The sequence below is a fragment of the Halobacillus sp. Cin3 genome (assembly GCF_947311855.1).
Lineage (GTDB): Bacteria > Bacillota > Bacilli > Bacillales > Halobacillaceae > Halobacillus > Halobacillus kuroshimensis.
The window spans coordinates 195,875-215,327 of the sequence record NZ_CAMZMV010000001.1; the positions used below are offsets into that span (position 1 = coordinate 195,875).

Here is a 19,453-nt window from a genome sequence, read left to right on the forward strand (position 1 = left end):
TGCATAGCAAGAAGAGTAATCGGTACAAAGCCTACAAGGGGAGCCTAGCGGCTGAGAGTGAACCTCGTTCAGACCCTTCGAACCTGTCAGTTAGTACTGGCGCAGGGATGGCGGCTTTTTTGATGGTGCAATGCATTCGGGATCCCTCCATCAGGAAGCGTCCCTGTCTGCATTGCTTTTTTTGTGTCTTTTTTTAAAGGAGGAATGCTGGAATGAGAAACCGCAGAGTACTATTTTTAGTTGAAATTGCGATCTTTTCCGCATTAGCACTACTACTGGATATCATCCCGTTTTTATCATTTAAATTATGGGCCCAGGGCGGCTCGGTTTCGTTTGCAATGGTTCCGGTCTTCATTATGGCCTTCCGCTGGGGCGTGAAGGGCGGCGCAGCGACCGGACTGCTGCTCGGCATCTATCAGATTCTGACCGGTGCCTATATCATCACCCCTTTGCAGACGCTGTTGGACTACATTGTGGCGTTTGCGGTGATCGGTGCGGCAGGAATCGTGGCCAAACCGCTTTGGAATGCGATCCGCTCCAAGGAAACGAAAGCCTTGATCGGCTGGATCATTACCGGCTGCTTTATTGGCAGTGTACTCCGTTTTTTCGGTCATTTTGCGGCGGGTATCATCTTTTACGGCGAATTCGCTCCGGAAGGACAGCCGGTCTGGCTGTATTCCCTCGTTTATAATGGTGGATACATGCTGCCTGCGTTTATCCTCAGCGCTTTTGTAATCAGTCTTTTGTTTATACAGCGTCCGAAGCTCGTGCTTCATTAAAATGAAAAAAGCCTTCTGCCACAGCGGCAGAAGGCTTTTTTTTCCATGTTTCAAAAGGACCGGTGGAGTGAAAAGACAGGCAGAGACCAGGGGGGATAGGGATGAAAAGAATAAAAGGATTACTAAAGAAGAAATGGGTCTGGCTGCTGCTTTTGATTGTGCTGCTCCTATCGGTCATGATCGCCTATCATACTTCATGGAAAGCGCTCCCTGAAGGTGTGTCCTATAAAGGGGATGTGCACCAGATGGAGGATATCGAGTTTTTCCGGGACCTCTCCTATGAAAATCAAGAGGGGGATACGGTTCATGATCTTCAGGTTTTTGAAGAAATGTATTCCACTATAGGAGGAGCGGATGATTTTATTGTCGCTGATATGTTTCTCTTCAACGGCTACACCAATGGGAAGCATGAATTTCCCGAAATCAGCAGACGTCTCGTGGATGCCATATTAGAACGGAAGAAAGAAGTGCCTGACCTTGAAGTTGTCTTCATCACCGACCAAATCAATACCACCTACGGATCCTATGAGTCGGAAACGATCCGACGGCTGGAAGATGGTGGGGTGAACGTTGTCTTAACTAACCTGGACAAACTGAGAGATTCCAATCCGTTATACTCCAGTGCCTGGCGCCTGCTGTTTTCATGGATGGGGACGGAAGGGGACGGATGGATCGGCAACCCGATTGCCAAGGAGGCCCCTGACGTGACGCTCCGATCCTACATGAAGCTGTTGAATATTAAAGCGAACCACCGGAAGCTGCTAGTGACTGAGGATTCGGCAATTGTATCCACGGCTAACCCTCATGATGCCAGTGGGTACCATGAGAACGTCGCTTTCAAAATGACTGGTCCGATCATAGAGGATATTTTGGAAGCGGAAGAAGCGGTCGCCCGCTTTTCCGGTGAGGAGTTCATCGAATACAGCAGCTATGAATGGGAAGAGCAGGGAGGACCGCTTCAGACACAGTTCGTGACCGAAGGAAAGATCTATGACGCCGTGCTGGAAGAGCTGGAGGACGCCGGTAAAGGGGATAACGTATGGATCGGGATGTATTATTTAGCGGATAAAAAGGTGACCGCCCGGATCGATGAAGCGGCCAACCGCGGGGCTGAAGTGCGTATCATTATGGATCCCAACAAAACCGCATTCGGCCATGAAAAGCCGGGGCTCCCCAATTTGCCGGTGGCTGCGGAGCTGAAGAACCTCGGAAATGAGAACATCAAGCTGCGCTGGTATGACACGAACGTCGAGCAGTATCACACGAAAATGCTGTATGTAGATGGTCCGGATGATGACGCGATCGTTGCCGGTTCTGCCAACTATACGAGAAGAAACCTGTCCAATCTCAACCTGGAAGCGGATGTCGTCATTCAAGGGCCCGGGGACGAGGAGGTTTTCCAGGAGGTTAACGACTACTTCACGCGGATCTGGTCCAATGAAGACGGCCATTATACAACCGAGTATGAAACCTACCAGGATAACCTGACGTCCATCCGCTATGCCACGTATTATCTGCAGAAGTGGACATGGTTTACAACTTATTGAACGGAAGCCCCTGACGCATCTCTTGCGTCAGGGGCTTTTTATCAGGAAAGGACTGCCTGAGCTTTCGCAGGATTGGTTATGATCAGAAGTACCTTTCCTTCATCCAGGTCTTCTTCATATTGTCCAGCTTCTTCTTTGGAGAATCCGATTTCCTGCATCTTCGTACGGAGCTCATCGCCTTTTTTACTGAAGATATTCGTGATGACGCTTTTCGCATCCTGCTCGGAAGCACCGATCGTATTCGCATTCACACTCTTCGAAATCCGTTCGGTCCGGTCATCATCATGGGACAGGATGTAAATCTCTTCGTTATCAATGCCTTCGTTCTTCAGCTTCTCCACCATATCCTTCAACTGTTCATCATTTGTGTATTCACGTACAAGTGGTTTCATGTTTTTCACCGCTCCTTTGTTTATAGAATGTTCTACAGTGAAATTACCCGTTATTTTCCAGTGTTAATCGGAAAATGGGTAGAGAAGGAGATCAGAATGTGTTGTCGAATGGTAAGGATATTGGAGGGAAAAGAGATGAACAATCAAATCATTGCTACATTTTCAATCGCCGCCTATGACCCCGATCGTGAAGAATGGGGCTTGGCGGTACAGTCGAAGTTTTTAGGCGTCGGCTCCGTCGTACCATGGGCGAAAGCAGGTGTGGGGGCGGTGGCCACCCAGGCCTTTGCCAACCCTGCCTATGGCCCGGATGGGTTGAAGCTCCTTGAGGAAGGTCTGTCTGCGGAGGAAGTCATCAAAAGGTTAACGGACGATGACCTTCAAAAAGAAGACCGCCAAGTCGGAGTCATCGACAGCTCCGGCCGGGCAGCGACTTTTACCGGAAAAGATTGTTATGACTGGGCCGGGGGGATTACAGGGAAGCATTATGCTGCCCAGGGAAACATATTAGTGAATGAAGAAACGGTGACCGATATGGGAAATGCGTTTGAAAAATCGGAAGGCCCGCTGGCCGACCGGCTCATTAGAGCCATCCAAGCGGCGCAGGAAGCAGGAGGAGACAGCCGTGGAAAGCAGTCAGCGGCCATCCTTGTTGTAAAGGACCAAGCAGGGTACGGCGGACTCAGCGACATCGCTGTGGACCTCAGAGTGGACGATCATCCTGAGCCGATCAAGGAACTGGAGCGGATTTACCGGCTTCATCAATTGTACTTTGGTGAAACGAAAGAAGAGGATATCCAGCTGATCGATGAAGATGTAAAAAGGGAAATGGCCGGCCATTTAGTCCGTCTTGGTTACCTCGAAAGTAAGGAAGTTGATGACAAGGTGTTCTATGAATCCTATACGACGTACCTGCATACCGAAAACTTCGAAGGTCGTGAGCTGGACCAAGGGAAAGTCGATCGGAAGGTGCTGGATTTCATGAAGAGTCAGTCGGAGAAAAGCTGAAGTAGATCGAGAAAGAGGGGGTGCGTTATGGAGGTCGCAGCAATTACATCGGTCGTTTTGTTTTGTTTCGTGGCTGTGTTTCAATTGTTACTCGCGTCCGGTTTGCCGCTCGGGGAAGCGGCCATGGGTGGTTCCCACCGCGTCCTGCCGGCTAATTTGAGAGTCGCCAGCGCACTGAATGCCCTGCTGTTGGTTTTTATGGCCGGCATCGTTCTCCAGCATGCGTTTCAATTCTCTGATCTGCTCCGTTTTTTACCCACTACGATTCTCATGTGGGTAATCATCATCTTTATGGGCATCAACACGTTGATGAACTTAATATCAAGGAGTAAAAAAGAACGTCTGATCATGACTCCTATTTCAGGCCTGTTGTTCATCCTTTGTTTATGGGTGGTGTGATTTAAGGCGTCTCTTTGAGATAGGGAGAATGATCAACATAAGGGTTCCGGCTATTCTTACCAGCAGCCGGAACCCTCATTTTAAGAGAAAACATCATACCTATGGTGCAGGGGAATAGAATTAGGACGTCTTTTTGAGGATGTTTACGTATTTTTTTACATAGATCAACAAACTTAAAATAAACAAGGCTTGAATCAATCTAGTCAGCAGTCCGACAGAAATATGGGTGTTTATAGAGAATAGGATGAGGGGTTTTTCTATATTAAAGCCTAACAAAATATGGAGAAAAGTATATATTCCTGTCAGTGAAATGAATACGATTAGTATTTTTCTCAAGTTTTCACCTTCGATCATGGTTTATATAAGGAGGGATGAGAAGATTTAGATCCAATCAAGTTTTATAATAAAAGCTCTGTTAAAGTCTGTTGTTGATATTTTAAACGATTACTAAATCGTCTCCGTCTGGAATTAGGGGTCCGGTCCGTTGTTTACTCAGAGCATGGGATGGCAGGGAAAACCGTCCGCTTTCCGCGGGGAACGATGAGCCTCCTCGAACTTCGTTCTCCGGGGTCTCACCTTGTTCCTTTTTCCCGCAGGAGTCTACCTGTTTTCCCTGCCATCCCTTTCGTAGTGGTGTAACGGACTTCGGTTATGCCCTTTCGAACTACCCTTCTTTGAAGAGGCGGCCTTGGGAATGGCGAGACTCCTGTGGGATGAAGGTACATCGTGAGACCCCGGAAGGCGCAGCCTGAGGAGGCTCACGGTACCCCACGGAAAGGGAGTCATTCCCAAGGCCGCCTCATACAAACCCCATGACAGAAAGGGGTGATAGGAGCTCACATGTTAAATAACAACACCAAGCAATAACAGAGCCATAATAAAAAGAGAAGGGTTAGTACAGTCAGGAATTTTTCTTCTTTTATATATGGTATCATTTACCTTTTTCGTATACTAGAGTATAGATAAGAGGGATCAGGATATATCTTTTTGGAGGTGGCTTGATGGGCTTTTATTATTTCATTTTACTTGTCGTAGGTGTTGTTATAGGAGTAATGGGAGGAAAAAAACTTTTCCATTCCTATACGAACCCTTCTGCATGGGCTCAAATGGTTATTGGAGTCGTGTTCGCTGTTTCGGCCATCGTTTTGTTTCAGCCGGGGAGCTCAGATGTTATTTCACAGGTGCTGCTGAAGCTGCAAGACTTTTTCCTTTGAAATACATGAAAAAAGAGAGATTTTTCTTTTGGAAATCGGTGTAGTTTTAGTAGAGGGGGAGTTTGAAAAACAAGCGCTGGTTTGTCAGAGGGATCGTAGTCGGAGGGGCCATTTCTACTTAGTTAGGTAATGAAGGCTTGGAGATCGTGCAGGAAACGCTCAAATGGTGGTGATTATAGCAAAGAAGAAAAGCAGCGTCTTAAGGACGCTGCTTGTATTTTACTTTTCTTTTATATGAACTTCTTGATTTCTGCACTGAATTCTTTCGGTGCTTCCTGAGGAACCCAGTGGGCGGACTCGTCAAACCTTACTAGTGTACTGTCAGGCAGATCTTTAATGAGTTTTTCTGCAGTTTCCACCGGCTGCCACTCATCTTTTGTTCCCCATAGTAAAAGAACAGGCTGCTTGATGGTGGAAAGCTTCGACGTGATTGCCGTCGTTTCATTTGTATTCAACGCTGCGGCGTTACGTACGAGGCTCAGCTTGCCTTCCTCATGCAGGTAAGGAGCCATGATGCCCTGTAAAAAGGTTTCAGTCAGCTGTTCCGGATGAGCGAACACTTCTTTATACGCTTTGGATAGAAACGCTTCAAATTCCTGCGTGGACTCGTTCTTCTTGGAAGGGTGTCCCATCACGAGCATATCTTGAATCGGCCAGGAATCATAAGCGACGGAATTAGAAAGCACGAGCTTGTTAATGCGTTCCGGTGCTTGAAGAGCGAGAAGTAAACCAACGCCTCCACCAATATCATGAGCAACAAGATTCACTTGATCCAATCCTAATTCGTCCATAAGCTTGAGCACCATATCCGCCTGCACATGAAGGGAGCGGTCGAACTGGTCGCGCTGATCGGACTGTCCATAACCGAGCAGGTCTGGAGCAATCACGCGGTAGTCTTCCTCCAGTTCAGGAATGACGCTCTGATATAAGTAGGACCAGGTAGGGATGCCGTGCAAAAGCATAACAGGCGTCCCTGAGCCTACATCCGTATAATTGATTTTAACCGGTTCTTCGACGATACCTTCCAACATAACAGATTGTTGTCTTTGTTTAAACGTTTCTTCATTCATAGTTGTAGTTTGGTTCATTCTTATACCTCCTAGGATAAATCGTATGATTGAGTTACTTACGCATGTTTTTCGGCGATACTGACAATTTCTTCTTTCGGTTTGAAACCTACTGATTGATCGACAAGTTCACCATCTTTGAAGAATAAGAGTGTGGGAACGCTCATCACACCATATTTCTGAGCGGTTTCCATATTTTCATCAATATCTACTTTTACAATGTTCATTTGATCTCCTTGTTCTTCATCAATCTCTTCCAGAACAGGAGCGATCATTTTACAAGGACCACACCATGGGGCACCAAGGTCTGCGATAACGAGTCCGCTGCTTGTCTCCTGTGCAAATGTTTCGTCTGTGGCGTTTCGAATAGCCATATTCCATTCCTCCTTGTAACTGTATAACCACTAAATAAATATTTAGTAGTTAGAAGGTTACATGATGCTGAAACAGACGTCAACCGATGAGGCATGGACTTTTTAAGTATTTGGAAAAGATACGTCTGAACAGGAAGAATGATTAAACGTACTGTTTGTCTTCCATAGGCTTATCTGCTATTTTCTGTAAAATAAGAAATAATAAGAGAATGGCAGTTCAAATCGGTTAAGGTGGTGATTATTTGGTGGTTACAGAAGTGAATAGAAAACTTAGATTCTTGGTTATCAGCTTAAGTATTGCCTTGTTATTGCAGGGGTGCGGTATCGGTAACGGAAACTCGGCTCATGTAGATACCGCTGTTCAAAAAGTAAGCCAATTATACGAAACAAATGATTCCAAAAAGGTCAAGCAGGGAGAAGTTAGTAAAATTAAGCCATCGACAGACCAGGAAATGATAAAGGAAGCTTTAGAAGCTATTGATAAGATTGACAAAGGTGAGAGTGGGACTGATAAGAATGCTATAGTCGCTTTTGCACTCCGATCTTCTGTTCAAAATGCACAAATCCAATTGAATGAACGGGAAGGTACTTCTAAATCACTGGATAATTATTCAGGAGGTGGAGCATTAGAAAATGAATACCAACCAAGGAAGAAAGATGTGGTGTTGAAAGACAATCAATTGAAAAATAAAAATATATTGGAAGAATTCATGAATTCTGCTGGTGGTGAAAACAAAAACAATGACAGCGAAATCAGAGTAATAAAGGATGAGGGGTACAAAGGTGTGCTGATTTATGATTTAGAGGCGAATTATGATGAAAGTGCCGGTCAGAGCTGGATTTCAGTGAAACCTGATTTCAGTTATTACAGCGCTTCTGAAAATAGAATACAGGATGTTTTTAATACAAGACAACAATGCGGGTATATGTCCAAAGATGAACAAAAAGGTTTTTATATATTGAATGATTGTCGTACACACTCGGCCTATCGATTTCTACCCATTGCAAACGGTGATGGATAGTCATGTATTTTAACCTGAATCTATGAAGCTGCGCTTTTACAGAGTAGGAGGTTCTCTTTTTGTTTTCTTGTGCATCGCAAAGAAGTACGATCTAATGTTAAACGGAAGATCGTGCTTCTTTTTAATTAAGTCTTTTCCATTACACCTGACATAACAGGGATGTGGTCATTTTCAAGGAGAAGTTATTAAATTATCCCTTGAGATATATAAGCATTTAATTATATAATGATGCTGTAATCTTAAAAACGGTAATATCGAACGAAAGATGTGAGATTTAAAAAAAGCCAGCGGCAGTATGCCCGGTTTAATACGATTATGAATATCCTTGAGGAGGTTTTACATATGAGAAAGGTAGAAATTTTCGACCCGGCCATGTGCTGTTCCACAGGCGTCTGCGGACCGAGTGTCGACCCGAACCTGACCCGATTGGCTTCAGCCGTTTATTCATTGGAGCAAAAAGGTGTGAACATTAGAAGATTCAACCTTGGTAATGAACCAGAAGTTTTTGCTGAGAATGGAGCGGTAAACGAGGTACTACAGGAGAAAGGGGCAGATGCTCTTCCTGTGACTCTACTGGACGATCAGGTTGTCAAAGTAGGAGAATACCCGACCAATGAAGAGTTCAGTGAATGGCTTGAAATTAAAGGAGAAGAATTGACGCAGAAACCGAAAGTCCGTGTTTCCATCAATATGGACAAATAAAGGAGACGTAGTTATGCATACATCCTACCATCCACGTACACATGTTCAAACGCCGTACCTGTTTTTCACTGGAAAAGGCGGGGTTGGAAAAACATCCGTCGCCTGCGCCACAGCGGTAAGCCTGGCGGATCAGGGGAAGAAGGTTCTGCTGGTGAGCACGGATCCTGCCTCCAATCTTCAGGATGTGTTTAATATGGAACTGACTCGTGAACCTGCAGCTGTTCCCAGTGTGAGCCATCTGTATGCCAGTAATATTGACCCGGAGGAAGCAGCAAGAGCCTACCGGGAAAAGACCGTAGGACCATACCGGGACAAGCTGCCTGAATCGGTCGTCAACCAGATGGAAGAGCAGCTTTCCGGAGCGTGTACCGTTGAAATTGCCGCCTTTGATGAATTTTCCCATCTGCTCGCAGACGATGGCATATTCAAGGACTTTGATCATGTCTTGTTTGATACGGCGCCTACAGGGCACACGTTAAGACTTTTGACCCTTCCAACAGCATGGTCCGGATATTTGGAGGAATCGACGCATGGAGCTTCCTGTCTGGGACCGTTGTCCGGCCTCGGGGACAAAAAGAACATGTACCAGAAAGCAATGGATACTCTCTCCAATGGGGAGAAAACGACATTGGTCATGGTGGCAAGGCCGGAAGAATCCACACTTCTGGAAGCATACCGGGCATCCGTTGAGCTTGGAAAGATCGGGATTGAACATCAAATGCTGGTGATCAATGGTGTCTTCCAGCCGTACGATGCCGGAGATGAAGTGGCGTCTGTCTTTTACAGTGAGCAGCAGGAAGCCTTAAAAGAGATCCCTGACGCCCTTCAACAGATCCGCACGTATTCTTTACCTTATGTTCCTTATTCCTTGACGGATATTCAGCACATGCGCCAGATTGTGAGTGAGTCGCCGGTGGCTGAGGTGGAAATTACAGAAGAAAGCGTGGATGTTGAGCCGCTTCCTTCATTAAAAGAGGTCGTGGACGACTTCTCAGCGAAAAACACGCGTGTCATTTTTACGATGGGAAAAGGCGGCGTCGGAAAAACATCGGTGGCTTCGGCAATTGCCGTTGGATTGACTGAAAAAGGTCACCGTGTCCACTTAACCACGACAGATCCTGCTTCTCATGTAGCTGATATGTTCAAGGACAGCCGGGTCCATGAGAACCTTACCATCAGCAGCATCGATCCGGAAGTCGAAGTGGAAAACTACAAAGCCGAGGTCATTGCAAACGCTGGTGAGCTGAATGAAGATGAGCTTGCTTATCTGAAAGAAGACCTGGATTCACCTTGCACCGAAGAGATTGCCGTCTTCCGTGCCTTTGCCGATGTTGTAGATTCTGAGGAGGAAATCGTAGTCATTGATACGGCGCCTACCGGTCATACGCTGCTTTTACTCGACTCTTCTGAAGCCTATCACAAGGAAATGAGCCGCTCCACAGGTGACATACCAGAGAGTGTAACGAAATTACTGCCGAGACTTCGGAACCCGGAAGAGACAGGTGTAGTCGTCGTAACTCTCCCGGAAGCGACTCCCGTATTTGAAGCAGGCCGTCTGCAGGAAGACTTGAAGCGGGCGGAAATTACTCCGAAGTGGTGGGTGATCAACCGTAGTTTATATGCGGCAGGAACGAAGGACCCTGTTTTAGAGGCTCGTGCAGCCACGGAAAAACAATGGATCAGAAAGGTTCAGAACGAATTGTCTGCTCAAAGTGCGCTGATTCCATGGGGCGCAGCAAAAAATGCCGGATATGAACAATGGAAAGTCTACATTCAATCTTAATGATGAGGTGATGAAACATGAAAATTACAGAAAATGCAAAGAGTACATTACAGGGAATGATTGAAGAAAATGGAGCGGAGGGAGTCCGTTTTTATTCCATGGGAGACGGGTGCTGTGGTCCACAACTCGGCATTTCCCTCGACGGACCGGAAGAAAACGACGTTGTGAATGACATGGACGGCCTGAAGGTTTCCATTGATCAGGATGTCAAAGATACAGTGGATGGCTTAACGTTAGATCAGGAAGATACACCGGAAGGAGCACAGTTCGTCCTGCTTGGTATGGACCAGTGCTGCTGAGAAAAACATCAAGATAAAACCTGGAGGGTGACACCGAAATGAAGATCATCATTATTGGGTCCGTTGCAGCAGGTACCTCTGTCGCTGCAAAGGCACGAAGAAACGACGAAAATGCAGACATTACATTATACAATGCGGATTACGATATCTCTTATTCCATCTGCGGGATTCCTTATTTTTTAGGCGGCGAAGTGGACGAATTAGAGACCCTTACACCAAGAAGTTCCGAATGGTTTAAGAAACGCTACAACGTAGACATTCACACCCGTCACGAAGTCGTAGAGATCAATCCGGATCAAAAAGTGGTCACAGTGAAAAATCTGAACACCAATGAAATCATCGAAGATCATTACGATACACTGGTCTTTGCTACAGGAGCGGCTCCAACGACGCCACAGATCGACGGAGTGGAGATGGAGCATGTCTTCCATGTAAGGAACATCCAGAACACCGCTTCCATCCATTCGTATATGCAGGCCGAAAGTCCGGAAAAAGTGACGATTATCGGCGCAGGCTTCATCGGACTAGAGATGGCTGAGCAGTTGAAGCATAGAGGACTGGATGTAACGATTGTCCAGCGCAGCAATCAAATTATGCCGCACTTGGATAAGGATATGGCCTTCCGGGTGGAAGAGCATTTGAGAGCAAACGGGGTCAACCTATTACTCAATGAAGAAGCGGCAGCAATTTCAGAGACTTCCGTAGAAACAACCAAGGGAAGCGTCATCGATGCGGATATGGTCATTTTAGCTACAGGTGTACGCCCGAATACGAAGCTGGCTGAACAGATCGGTGTAGAATTAGGCGTATCCGGGGCCGTCCAGGTCAACGAAAAGATGCAGACGAATCTCCCTGATGTTTATGCCGTTGGAGACGTCGCGGAGAGTTATTCCATCGTTACAGGAAACCCGCTCTATCGTCCGCTTGGGTCGACAGCGAATAAAATGGGCAGGATCGCCGGAGATGTCATCACCGGTGGAGATCTGGCCCACCGCGGTATTTTAGGGACAGGAATATTAAGAGTCTTTGACTTAGCTGTCGGCTATACCGGCTTAAGTGAAAAAGATGCGGTTATGGAAGGCTATGACATTGAAGTTCTTCACAATATTAAGCCGGCAAGAGCGGAATACCTGGGTGGTAAGGAAATGGTCATTAAAGCCATCGCCGATCGTAAAACGGGCCGGATTCTAGGTGTGCAGATTGTCGGGGAAGACGGCGTTGATAAGCGCATCGACGTGTTCGTGACGGCGATTTCCTTAAAAGCGAGTGCCGAAGATCTCTTCCATTTGGACTTAGCTTATGCGCCACCATTCAGTACCACTAAAGATCCGGTCATGTATACAGGTATGGCTCTTCAGAATGCGATGGACAAAAAGAACCGGATCATCACGCCGCAGGAACTGACGAATCGAATCCAGAACGGGGAGAAGATTCAAGTCATTGATACACGAGCGCCGAAGCAGTACGAAGTATCCAATGTGGAGGGAGCGGTCAACATTCCATTGGCTGAATTGCGCGCGGAAGCGAAACAGCTGGACCCTGCCATCCCGACAGTGACCTACTGCAATAAGGGTGTAACGGGAAATGCCGCCCAGAACGTGCTGATCAACATGGGATTTGAGGAAGTTTATAACCTTTCCGGGGGAAATAAGAATTACCAGAGTTTCTCTAAGGCTAACCAGTAAAGGTAAGCGTTGAAAATCAATAGAAGACTGAAAGGTATTCGGTGTCGGTTTTTAAAAAGTGGATGCACGAATGATCTTAAGAAGTTTTCCATAGCAGCAACCCCGGCAGAGTTTGTGAAAAGCTCTGCCGGGGTTGTTTATGTTCAGGAACTGGAAGGGTCTGACTTATTGGTGAAGGCAAGGACCAGCGTCATTGCAATGATACAGAACATGCCGAGCCATTGGAAGGATCCAAATGGCTCTTTTAACCAGATGACCATCGTTAATACAGCAGAGAGGGGCTCCAGGTTACCAATCAGGCTGGTTTCCTTCGGAGAGAGGTGCTGCAGACTCTCAATGTAAAACCAGAAAGCGAACATCGTACCAAATAGGACGACCATCACAAGATAAACATAGATTTCCATTGTAAAAGTGGAGAATGCTGCCTGCCAGGGGGGATGTATGAATCCAAGGGTAAATCCACCAATGACCATCGCCCACCCTACTACAATAAGGGAATCGAACTTTTTGAGCAGGGGAATGGCATAGAGCGTATAAAAGGCTAGAGATGCCCCTGATAAGAGACCCCAAAAGATCGATATACCAGGCACGGATAATTCAGAGAGTGAACCATTGGTCAATAATAAACCGGTGCCGAGTAATGCAAGCGTCACAGTGAATCCATCACGCCTCTCAAAGGTCGTCTGTTTTCGTAAAAGCAGATAAACAATGATCATAACAGGTGCCAGGTATTGGAGTAATGTAGCTACAGCCGCATTCCCGTGGTTGATGGATGCCATATAGGTATACTGGACAGCCAGCATACCCAGTAAGCCGAAAATGATCAGTGGAACAGCCGTCGTTTTATTCTTCCATATGCTGAAGATGGGAGAAAAACCTTTTCGGAAGACTTGTATGGCCAGTAATAGAATGCCGGCAAGGAGTAAACGGACCGTCACCAGCCAATTGACTTGGATGCCAAAATCCTGGAACAGCTTTTGTGAAACGGTACCTCCGACGCCCCAGAAGATGGCCCCTGTTATTACAAGAAACAATCCTTTGCTTTTTTGAATGGTATTCATAGTGTATATCACCTCAATAATAAAACGATAGTGTTATAATAGCTGAGATGAAACCAGTAAAATACACAAATCGACTGAAAAAATATAAGGATATTGAGGTGGAACAATGCAGATCTTTGATTTTGATCTGGACGGGAAATTACAGGAACTTACGGATCACCGGACGATTGAATTACCGGTGGCTTGTTATGAAACGACCATTTCCAAAAACGTGAATGGCTATATCCCTCTTCACTGGCATGAGGAAGTACAGTTTGTCCTCATAACGGAGGGGGAGGGTGTTTTTCAAGTCAATGAAGAAAAAATAGAAATAAAAGAAGGTGAGGGACTGTTTATAAACAGCGGCCGCCTGCATATGGCCGAAGAACAGGCACCATCAACGTGTGTCTATATCTGCTTGAATGTCTCTCCTCATTTCCTTGCCCCTCAGGAACTTTATCCCGCGTATGTCTATCCTTTTGTGAGACAAGCCAATGTGCCTTATATATTCATAGGGAAAGGTAGTGAATGGGGAAGGGATCTTTTGAAAGCCATCCGAGACGTTCACCACGTTATTGAGAGCGAGGCCTTTCATTATGAACTGGAAACATCTCTGTTGATCAATCAGATATGGAAAGCGTTAATCGATCATGCACTGAAACCGGATGCCGCCGAGGGGGAGTCTGTCACACAGCGCAGGATGAAAAAGATGCTGAGCTTTATCCATCAGCATTACAGTGAAAAGATCAGTCTGGATGCTATTGCGAAAGCCGGGCAGTTGAGCCGGTCGGAGTGCTGCCGATACTTCAAAAAGGTATTAAAGAAAACGCCATTAACGTATGTCACAGATTATCGTATTCAGCAAAGTATTCATCTCCTTCAACACCCTGATTCGAATGTAACGGAAGTGGGGTATCAAGTGGGATTTAACAGTTCAAGTTATTTTATTAGTAAGTTCCGGGACCGGATGCTCAAGACTCCTCTGGCTTATAAGAAAGCGGTACTGCAGGAAGAATAGGGTGTGCAAAATAATCTTCTCACACTGGTATTTTCTTTTTCATGAATGAGCAGAGTCAGGAGGCAAGTCCGGGTTTTTGGAAAATCAGTTGATCGTTTTCCCTTATTAAAGAATGAGTGCAAACAGCCGCTCCTTTTGGAGAAATGCAGTAATACGGCGGGGTCAACCTTTGGTTGACTCTACCCTGTTGCTTTTTCACCGGATTTTTGGAATGTTAAGAAGGTAACTTGGACCGGAAAAGGAGCATGGAAATCATGGATAATATTTTTGTGGGTGAGCGATTGACGAATTTACGGAAATTGAAAGGACGCACACAGGCAGATGTGGCAGCTCAATTTGGAGTGAGCAAACAGGCAGTATCCAAATGGGAAAAAGGGTTGTCGATGCCCGATGTTTTAATCCTCCCTGATCTTGCTGCATATTTTGGCGTGGAGATTGGATACTTCTTTGATAAAGCGCATGAAGACTCTACTCGGGTTCCGCTTAAAAAAGAAAAGGTCGCTATTCAAGTACGTGACCTTACGAAAAGGTATAAAGGTGCCGATGCTCCTGTATTGAAGGGAATCAATATAGACATTTACGATGGACTATCAACAGCTATCATGGGGCCTTCCGGCTGTGGTAAGACGACGTTTGTGAATTGTATTTCCGGATTGGAAACCATTACGGGGGGCAGCGTGATCATGTTTGATCAAGACATTGCCAATCTCAAAGAACCTAAGTTGACGGAATTCAGAAGAACTCATACCAATTATATATTTCAGCAATATAACCTTGTAGATGTATTGAATGTTCTGGACAATATCAAGCTGCCTTACAAAACTTCGGGTCAGAAGATCGATCGTGCTCGGTTGAAAGAGCTGATTGAAAGATTGGGGCTGTCCGGCAAAGAGAAGATGATGCCGACGAAATTATCCGGAGGACAGCAGCAACGGGTGGCTATCGCCCGTGCCTTGCTTGGAAAAGGGAAGCTGATCCTTGCTGATGAGCCTACAGGTGCCCTGGATGTCAACACGGGAAATGACGTACTGGAACTTTTGCTTGCAGGATCCAAGGAATTCGGCTCACCTGCTGTCATTATTACCCACGACAGCAAAGTTGCCGCAAAATGTGATATTGTCCACTTTTTATTAGACGGGAACATTGTAAAAACATTGGAGCGTCCGGATGCGTCTGAAGTATCAAAGGTGATGGTGAGGTTGTCGGAGAATGTTTAAGTTATTAGTACATGACCTTCGTAAAAACCTTCCATTGTTCTTTGGGACTTTCCTTGCAATTATTGTCACGAGTTGTATCATCAGTGCCTGTCTCACCCTTGTATTTTCATCCGTGGCTGGTTGGGATTCGGGTAAACGGTTTGAAGGGATGGATCTTGTCGTCATGGCGGATCAAGACATTACAGTCTCCCACAAGGAAGAGGATGGTGATGTTAAAAAGGAATCAGAAAAATCCAATGGCAGAGTCCCACTAAGTCAAGAGCAGCTATCCTTTTTACAGGAGACCTATGATGCTGTTCCTGATTATACGTTTCATGTCGAAGTGGAAGGTGGAAATGATCTAAAATTGGCCGGGCATAACTTCCGGTCAATGGAGCTGAGTGATTTTCGTTTGAACGGATCCCGCCCAGCGCCTGACCAAGTCGTAGTAGATGAAAATTTTGCGGAGAAACATAACCTCCAGATCGGAGATGACCTTCCGATTACAACGAAAAGTGAATCTAGAGAATTTCAAATTAGTGGGATTGCTCTAAGCGAGGTTCCAGGTATGTATGACCTGCAGAATTACATTTTCTTTGAAGACGCTGCAGCAGAGGAAAAGGCTGTAGGAAGCTTTAGTGCAGGAATTACTACCTCTTCCCCGGATGATGTGGAAACCTCACTCAAAAAAGATAACTATACCGTATTGAGTGGGGCAGATAAATCAGAGGCAGAGCTTCCGAACATCGCAGATGAAAATATATCGTTGATGGTCATTTTTATTACGATGGGTTCCGTCTGCCTTGTGATTAGTTTGTTTGTTATAAGCGGGACCGTCCAATTCTCCATTCAGAACCGCTTTCGAACCCTGGCCCTATTGCGCGTCATCGGGCTGAAAAAGAGCCAGGTCCAAATGGTGCTTGCTGGACAGGCATTGATCATTGGTTTTGCTGCATCCTTGATCGGCATTCTTCTTGGGATTCCTTTAGCAGAATGGATTGTTAAAGCCTATCAACGGCTGGGAATTGTTCAGGAAGGCTTTCAGGTGACGCCTATATGGATATGGGAAGGTGTCGTCCTATCCGGGATTATGGTGCTCTCCCTAATCGTTACACTTCTCACAGCAAAAAGACCTTTATCCGTGTCTCCTATTTCAGCCTTGAAGGAAGAAGGGGACTTTACTCGGAAAACATCCGCTGCCGGCACGATTACCGGTGTGATTTTGATACTGGGTGGAGCCGCCATCCTGATCTTCACACCCATGAGCGGTGGTATCGGTATAGGAATGGCCTTCTGCGCATGCTCCTTATTTCTCGGCGGGATCATGAGTCTGACACCATTGTTGATGAAAGCCTTTAACTGGATTCTTTCCGTGTTTTTCAGACGGCTGGGTAAAAGTTTAGGACAGGTCGCTTATGCAAATATTAAAGAGAAAGCTTCTAAATTTGCTGTTGCTTCTGTCTCGATTTCTATCATGATGACACTGGGTACCGTCATGATGCTGAATAATATCACTTACATGGATGCTGTCACACAGCAGCAATATGATTTTGCAAAGGAGTATTCTTACGTTAAAGAAAATATTGCTCCCTCTGAGATCGATGGAGGTGAAAATATTCTGGGGCTGACAAATACCGAAACACTCCTCCATCAAAAAGACGACCTGCTTGATCTGAATATGCTGGTCACTGTGGGGAACGTGCCGGACTTAAACATCATTGAGGGAACGTCCACCATCTCTGGTGATTCGATTCTTCTATCCAACAGATTCAAAGAAGCTCAGCCGGGGGATACCCTATCTGTATTTCTTGAAGATGGCACACAAAAGAACCTGACCGTTAAAGGCATCTTTCAATCAGAGGGACTTAATGATGAAAGCTTTAATAGTGTGACTTCGTTTGAAACGGTGGAGGAAAGCCTCTACGATTATTCTTTAGCCTACGTTTATTCCGACACACCACTCCCGGGATCGGAAAGAAACAATTACGCTTATTATGCAGACGCGCCATCCTATGATTTACAGCTGGGGGCTTCCCTTCTTCTTGGGGTGATCGCATTGATCTTATCTATTGTCGCTTTGTTTAATACGTTTGCGGTGATTATGTCTGTAAGAAAACAGGAGTTTAATGGATTGAAGGTCATTGGCGCAAAGAAAAATCAAATAGTCAAGATGACATTCATTGAAGTCCTTATTGTGACTGTAACCGGTGTGCTTATTGGTTTGGCTGTTTTGGCTGCCTGTGTGGGTGCCTATTCCTATGCAACGACAGGAGTATTTGATTGGATCGTAGATACAAGAATATTTATCGGCGTCATCATTCTGTCTTCTCTATTAGGACTGCTTGCGGGTCTCATCCCATCTTTTACAACAATCGGAAAACTAAAGCGGCAATTCCGTGTCGAGTAATGCTTCCGTGGATAAAAGGAATAGTTAAAAGTCAGGGCCTATGGGTTGTATGAATATATATATGAAATGTCTCGAAAAGAGCGGCTGCTTCCATTAAAGTGGCCGCTATTTTCCATAAAATAGTAATCATTTGAAACCTCCCTTTTCCTTATACGTACATATAAGGTGGAAGGTGAACCTTCTCTGAGATTTGATGTATAGGAGGAGGTTTTATGGTTAAAAAGCTGATTAGTGTGGTATCTATTTTGATCCCAACCTTTTTAACGATTTTCATTCTGAACTTTTTATTCGATATCATTCCTTTGAACATACAGGGGCTGCCGATCATCTTACCGTTTGTATTCTGTCCCATAGGAGCAGCCCTTGGTTTGATCGGCTATAAAATGAACCGGGACAACCTGGCACGGGCAGGAATGATTTTTAACATCGGTCTCTTCTTGTTCCCGATTGCTTTTAACATCATCGGGACACTGAGCGGAGGCGTTTGAAGCGAATAATCATAGACCAACATCCAGCAAAGAAAGGAGTTCTTCATGGATCTTATTTTAGGTGCAGTCCTCATCCTTTGGGGTGTCTTTATCCTGTATGCGTCCATATTCAAGATGAAAGGACAGATGGATTATGTGGATGATACCCGACTTGGATCAAGCGGATACCTGGAGTGGGAAAGTGTGGTGAAACTACTGAACAAACTTCCTTATCCTCTGGCAAAGAGTGTTGTCATGACTATAGGAAGTGGATTCATTCTGCTTGGTGCCTGGGTCATTTAGAAAAGTACTTTTCTATTTCAGCAGCACGATAAGATGTTTTGGGTGAATGATCTAAGCATTGATAAAGGAGGATCCTTATGGACGTTAGGGAGTCATTCAAGGAGAAAAGCTGATGTACAATCCGGACTTGCATTTTCACATTGGATATTATGAAGGGTATGACCTGGAGGTTGTCGCATACAAAAGAATCTGGGAACCTCTCTGGGATGTTTATGTTGATGATTCTGGACCTGGCACCTTATATTCTCAGGTAATGAATAAAGGACTTGGGGTTTCTGTTGCCCATTATGGAATCCTCATTTTTTCCATTGATGATACAAAGAACTTTGAAAAGCAAGCTTATCATTCGTTCGAAAAGTGGTTAAGACACTATAAATTGATAGACGTGGATGCTTAAGCAATTTGTTCAGCTTGGAGGTGCGGGAAATGGAAGCGGTCCTTACGTTTACCTCTCTTATCGCAGTCATCATCGCAAAGGTCTTAAAAAACAAAAAACGCTTAGCGCAACTGACGGCCTTCCAAATGATCGGTGTGGGTGCAACATATGTGGTCAGCGTTTTTATCGGATTTATACTCATTTATTACGGAGGGAATTGGATAGCATCAAAGGTGCCGTATAAGATTTTAAGCACACTCGTATTTATTCTGATTGTGATTGCAGCGCTATCAGTATGTGTTTCTCTAATGAATAAGACTATATATAAAATCACGAACGGTCTTCTTCCACGTGAGGAGCATGAATGAACAGGTG

The 19,453-nt window shown here is 45.3% G+C and carries 21 protein-coding genes and 1 riboswitch; of the genes, 17 read left to right on the forward strand and 4 right to left on the reverse strand.

From position 1 onward, the window contains the following. Positions 1 to 26 precede the first annotated feature (26 nt). Positions 27 to 125, forward strand: a riboswitch (TPP riboswitch). A gap of 87 nt (positions 126 to 212) precedes the next feature. Both thiT and QMA39_RS01085 read left to right on the forward strand, forming a co-directional pair. Continuing rightward, positions 213 to 779 (forward strand): energy-coupled thiamine transporter ThiT, encoded by a 567-nt coding sequence (thiT, locus tag QMA39_RS01080; protein ID WP_206932057.1) that lies wholly within the window; start codon positions 213 to 215, stop codon positions 777 to 779. A gap of 101 nt (positions 780 to 880) precedes the next feature. Beyond that, the gene (locus QMA39_RS01085) at positions 881 to 2,326 is read left to right on the forward strand and encodes a phospholipase D family protein (RefSeq protein ID WP_206932058.1); all 1,446 of its coding nucleotides are present in this window, start codon (positions 881 to 883) and stop codon (positions 2,324 to 2,326) included. A 41-nt stretch (positions 2,327 to 2,367) separates the two neighbouring features. On the opposite strand, the gene QMA39_RS01090 is transcribed toward QMA39_RS01085, so the two are convergent. Next, positions 2,368 to 2,718 carry a general stress protein gene (locus tag QMA39_RS01090; RefSeq protein ID WP_206932063.1) on the reverse strand — a complete coding sequence of 117 codons (351 nt, stop codon included), beginning with the start codon at positions 2,716 to 2,718 and terminating at the stop codon, positions 2,368 to 2,370. Positions 2,719 to 2,853: 135 nt separating this feature from the next. Between QMA39_RS01090 and QMA39_RS01095 the strand changes: the two genes are divergently transcribed. From QMA39_RS01095 to QMA39_RS01105, 3 genes are all read left to right on the forward strand, one after another. After that, positions 2,854 to 3,726: a DUF1028 domain-containing protein gene (locus tag QMA39_RS01095; RefSeq protein WP_281657753.1), complete on the forward strand. Its 873-nt coding sequence runs from the start codon at positions 2,854 to 2,856 to the stop codon at positions 3,724 to 3,726. A gap of 27 nt (positions 3,727 to 3,753) precedes the next feature. Continuing rightward, positions 3,754 to 4,125, forward strand: coding sequence for a hypothetical protein (locus QMA39_RS01100; protein WP_206932066.1), 372 nt, complete (start codon positions 3,754 to 3,756; stop codon positions 4,123 to 4,125). Between the two features lie 1,001 nt (positions 4,126 to 5,126). Then, positions 5,127 to 5,339 carry a hypothetical protein gene (locus QMA39_RS01105; protein ID WP_027953775.1) on the forward strand — a complete coding sequence of 71 codons (213 nt, stop codon included), beginning with the start codon at positions 5,127 to 5,129 and terminating at the stop codon, positions 5,337 to 5,339. Positions 5,340 to 5,569: 230 nt separating this feature from the next. Here QMA39_RS01105 and QMA39_RS01110 read toward each other — a convergent pair whose 3' ends face one another. Together QMA39_RS01110 and trxA are read right to left on the reverse strand one after the other, a co-directional pair. Continuing rightward, positions 5,570 to 6,427, reverse strand: coding sequence for an alpha/beta hydrolase (locus QMA39_RS01110; protein WP_242520169.1), 858 nt, complete (start codon positions 6,425 to 6,427; stop codon positions 5,570 to 5,572). 38 nt (positions 6,428 to 6,465) lie between these two features. Next, positions 6,466 to 6,780, reverse strand: coding sequence for a thioredoxin (gene trxA / locus QMA39_RS01115; protein WP_027953777.1), 315 nt, complete (start codon positions 6,778 to 6,780; stop codon positions 6,466 to 6,468). A 242-nt stretch (positions 6,781 to 7,022) separates the two neighbouring features. Between trxA and QMA39_RS01120 the strand changes: the two genes are divergently transcribed. The 5 genes from QMA39_RS01120 to QMA39_RS01140 all read left to right on the forward strand — a co-directional run bounded on the left by QMA39_RS01120 (position 7,023) and on the right by QMA39_RS01140 (position 12,271). Next, positions 7,023 to 7,802 carry a hypothetical protein gene (locus QMA39_RS01120; protein WP_281657754.1) on the forward strand — a complete coding sequence of 260 codons (780 nt, stop codon included), beginning with the start codon at positions 7,023 to 7,025 and terminating at the stop codon, positions 7,800 to 7,802. A gap of 342 nt (positions 7,803 to 8,144) precedes the next feature. Next, on the forward strand, positions 8,145 to 8,504 hold the full coding sequence (gene arsD, locus QMA39_RS01125; protein ID WP_281657755.1) for an arsenite efflux transporter metallochaperone ArsD: 360 nt from the start codon (positions 8,145 to 8,147) through the stop codon (positions 8,502 to 8,504). Positions 8,505 to 8,517: 13 nt separating this feature from the next. Further along, positions 8,518 to 10,287: an arsenical pump-driving ATPase gene (gene arsA / locus QMA39_RS01130; RefSeq protein ID WP_281657756.1), complete on the forward strand. Its 1,770-nt coding sequence runs from the start codon at positions 8,518 to 8,520 to the stop codon at positions 10,285 to 10,287. 17 nt (positions 10,288 to 10,304) lie between these two features. After that, positions 10,305 to 10,586: an adhesin gene (locus QMA39_RS01135; protein WP_027953780.1), complete on the forward strand. Its 282-nt coding sequence runs from the start codon at positions 10,305 to 10,307 to the stop codon at positions 10,584 to 10,586. A gap of 38 nt (positions 10,587 to 10,624) precedes the next feature. Then, positions 10,625 to 12,271 (forward strand): FAD-dependent oxidoreductase, encoded by a 1,647-nt coding sequence (locus QMA39_RS01140; protein ID WP_027953781.1) that lies wholly within the window; start codon positions 10,625 to 10,627, stop codon positions 12,269 to 12,271. Positions 12,272 to 12,414: 143 nt separating this feature from the next. Here QMA39_RS01140 and QMA39_RS01145 read toward each other — a convergent pair whose 3' ends face one another. Beyond that, the gene (locus QMA39_RS01145; RefSeq protein WP_281657757.1) at positions 12,415 to 13,332 is read right to left on the reverse strand and encodes an EamA family transporter; all 918 of its coding nucleotides are present in this window, start codon (positions 13,330 to 13,332) and stop codon (positions 12,415 to 12,417) included. A 112-nt stretch (positions 13,333 to 13,444) separates the two neighbouring features. Here QMA39_RS01145 and QMA39_RS01150 point away from each other — a divergent pair, with 112 nt between their 5' ends. The 7 genes from QMA39_RS01150 (at position 13,445) to QMA39_RS01180 (ending at position 19,446) form a co-directional block, all read left to right on the forward strand. After that, on the forward strand, positions 13,445 to 14,329 hold the full coding sequence (locus tag QMA39_RS01150) for an AraC family transcriptional regulator (RefSeq protein WP_281658363.1): 885 nt from the start codon (positions 13,445 to 13,447) through the stop codon (positions 14,327 to 14,329). A gap of 254 nt (positions 14,330 to 14,583) precedes the next feature. After that, the gene (locus tag QMA39_RS01155) at positions 14,584 to 15,546 is read left to right on the forward strand and encodes an ATP-binding cassette domain-containing protein (RefSeq protein ID WP_169516180.1); all 963 of its coding nucleotides are present in this window, start codon (positions 14,584 to 14,586) and stop codon (positions 15,544 to 15,546) included. Continuing rightward, positions 15,539 to 17,932 carry an FtsX-like permease family protein gene (locus QMA39_RS01160; RefSeq protein WP_281657758.1) on the forward strand — a complete coding sequence of 798 codons (2,394 nt, stop codon included), beginning with the start codon at positions 15,539 to 15,541 and terminating at the stop codon, positions 17,930 to 17,932. Before QMA39_RS01155 ends, QMA39_RS01160 begins: the two co-directional genes overlap by 8 nt. A 212-nt stretch (positions 17,933 to 18,144) precedes the next feature. After that, entirely contained in the window at positions 18,145 to 18,420 is a 276-nt protein-coding gene (locus QMA39_RS01165) for a hypothetical protein (protein WP_281657759.1), read from the forward strand. A 45-nt stretch (positions 18,421 to 18,465) separates the two neighbouring features. After that, entirely contained in the window at positions 18,466 to 18,702 is a 237-nt protein-coding gene (locus tag QMA39_RS01170; RefSeq protein ID WP_027953786.1) for a hypothetical protein, read from the forward strand. Between the two features lie 112 nt (positions 18,703 to 18,814). After that, positions 18,815 to 19,099 (forward strand): DUF3986 family protein, encoded by a 285-nt coding sequence (locus QMA39_RS01175; RefSeq protein WP_035531197.1) that lies wholly within the window; start codon positions 18,815 to 18,817, stop codon positions 19,097 to 19,099. A gap of 29 nt (positions 19,100 to 19,128) precedes the next feature. Then, a complete protein-coding gene (locus QMA39_RS01180) occupies positions 19,129 to 19,446 on the forward strand; it encodes a hypothetical protein (protein ID WP_281657760.1) in 318 nt (105 codons plus the stop codon). Positions 19,447 to 19,453: the final 7 nt, after the last annotated feature.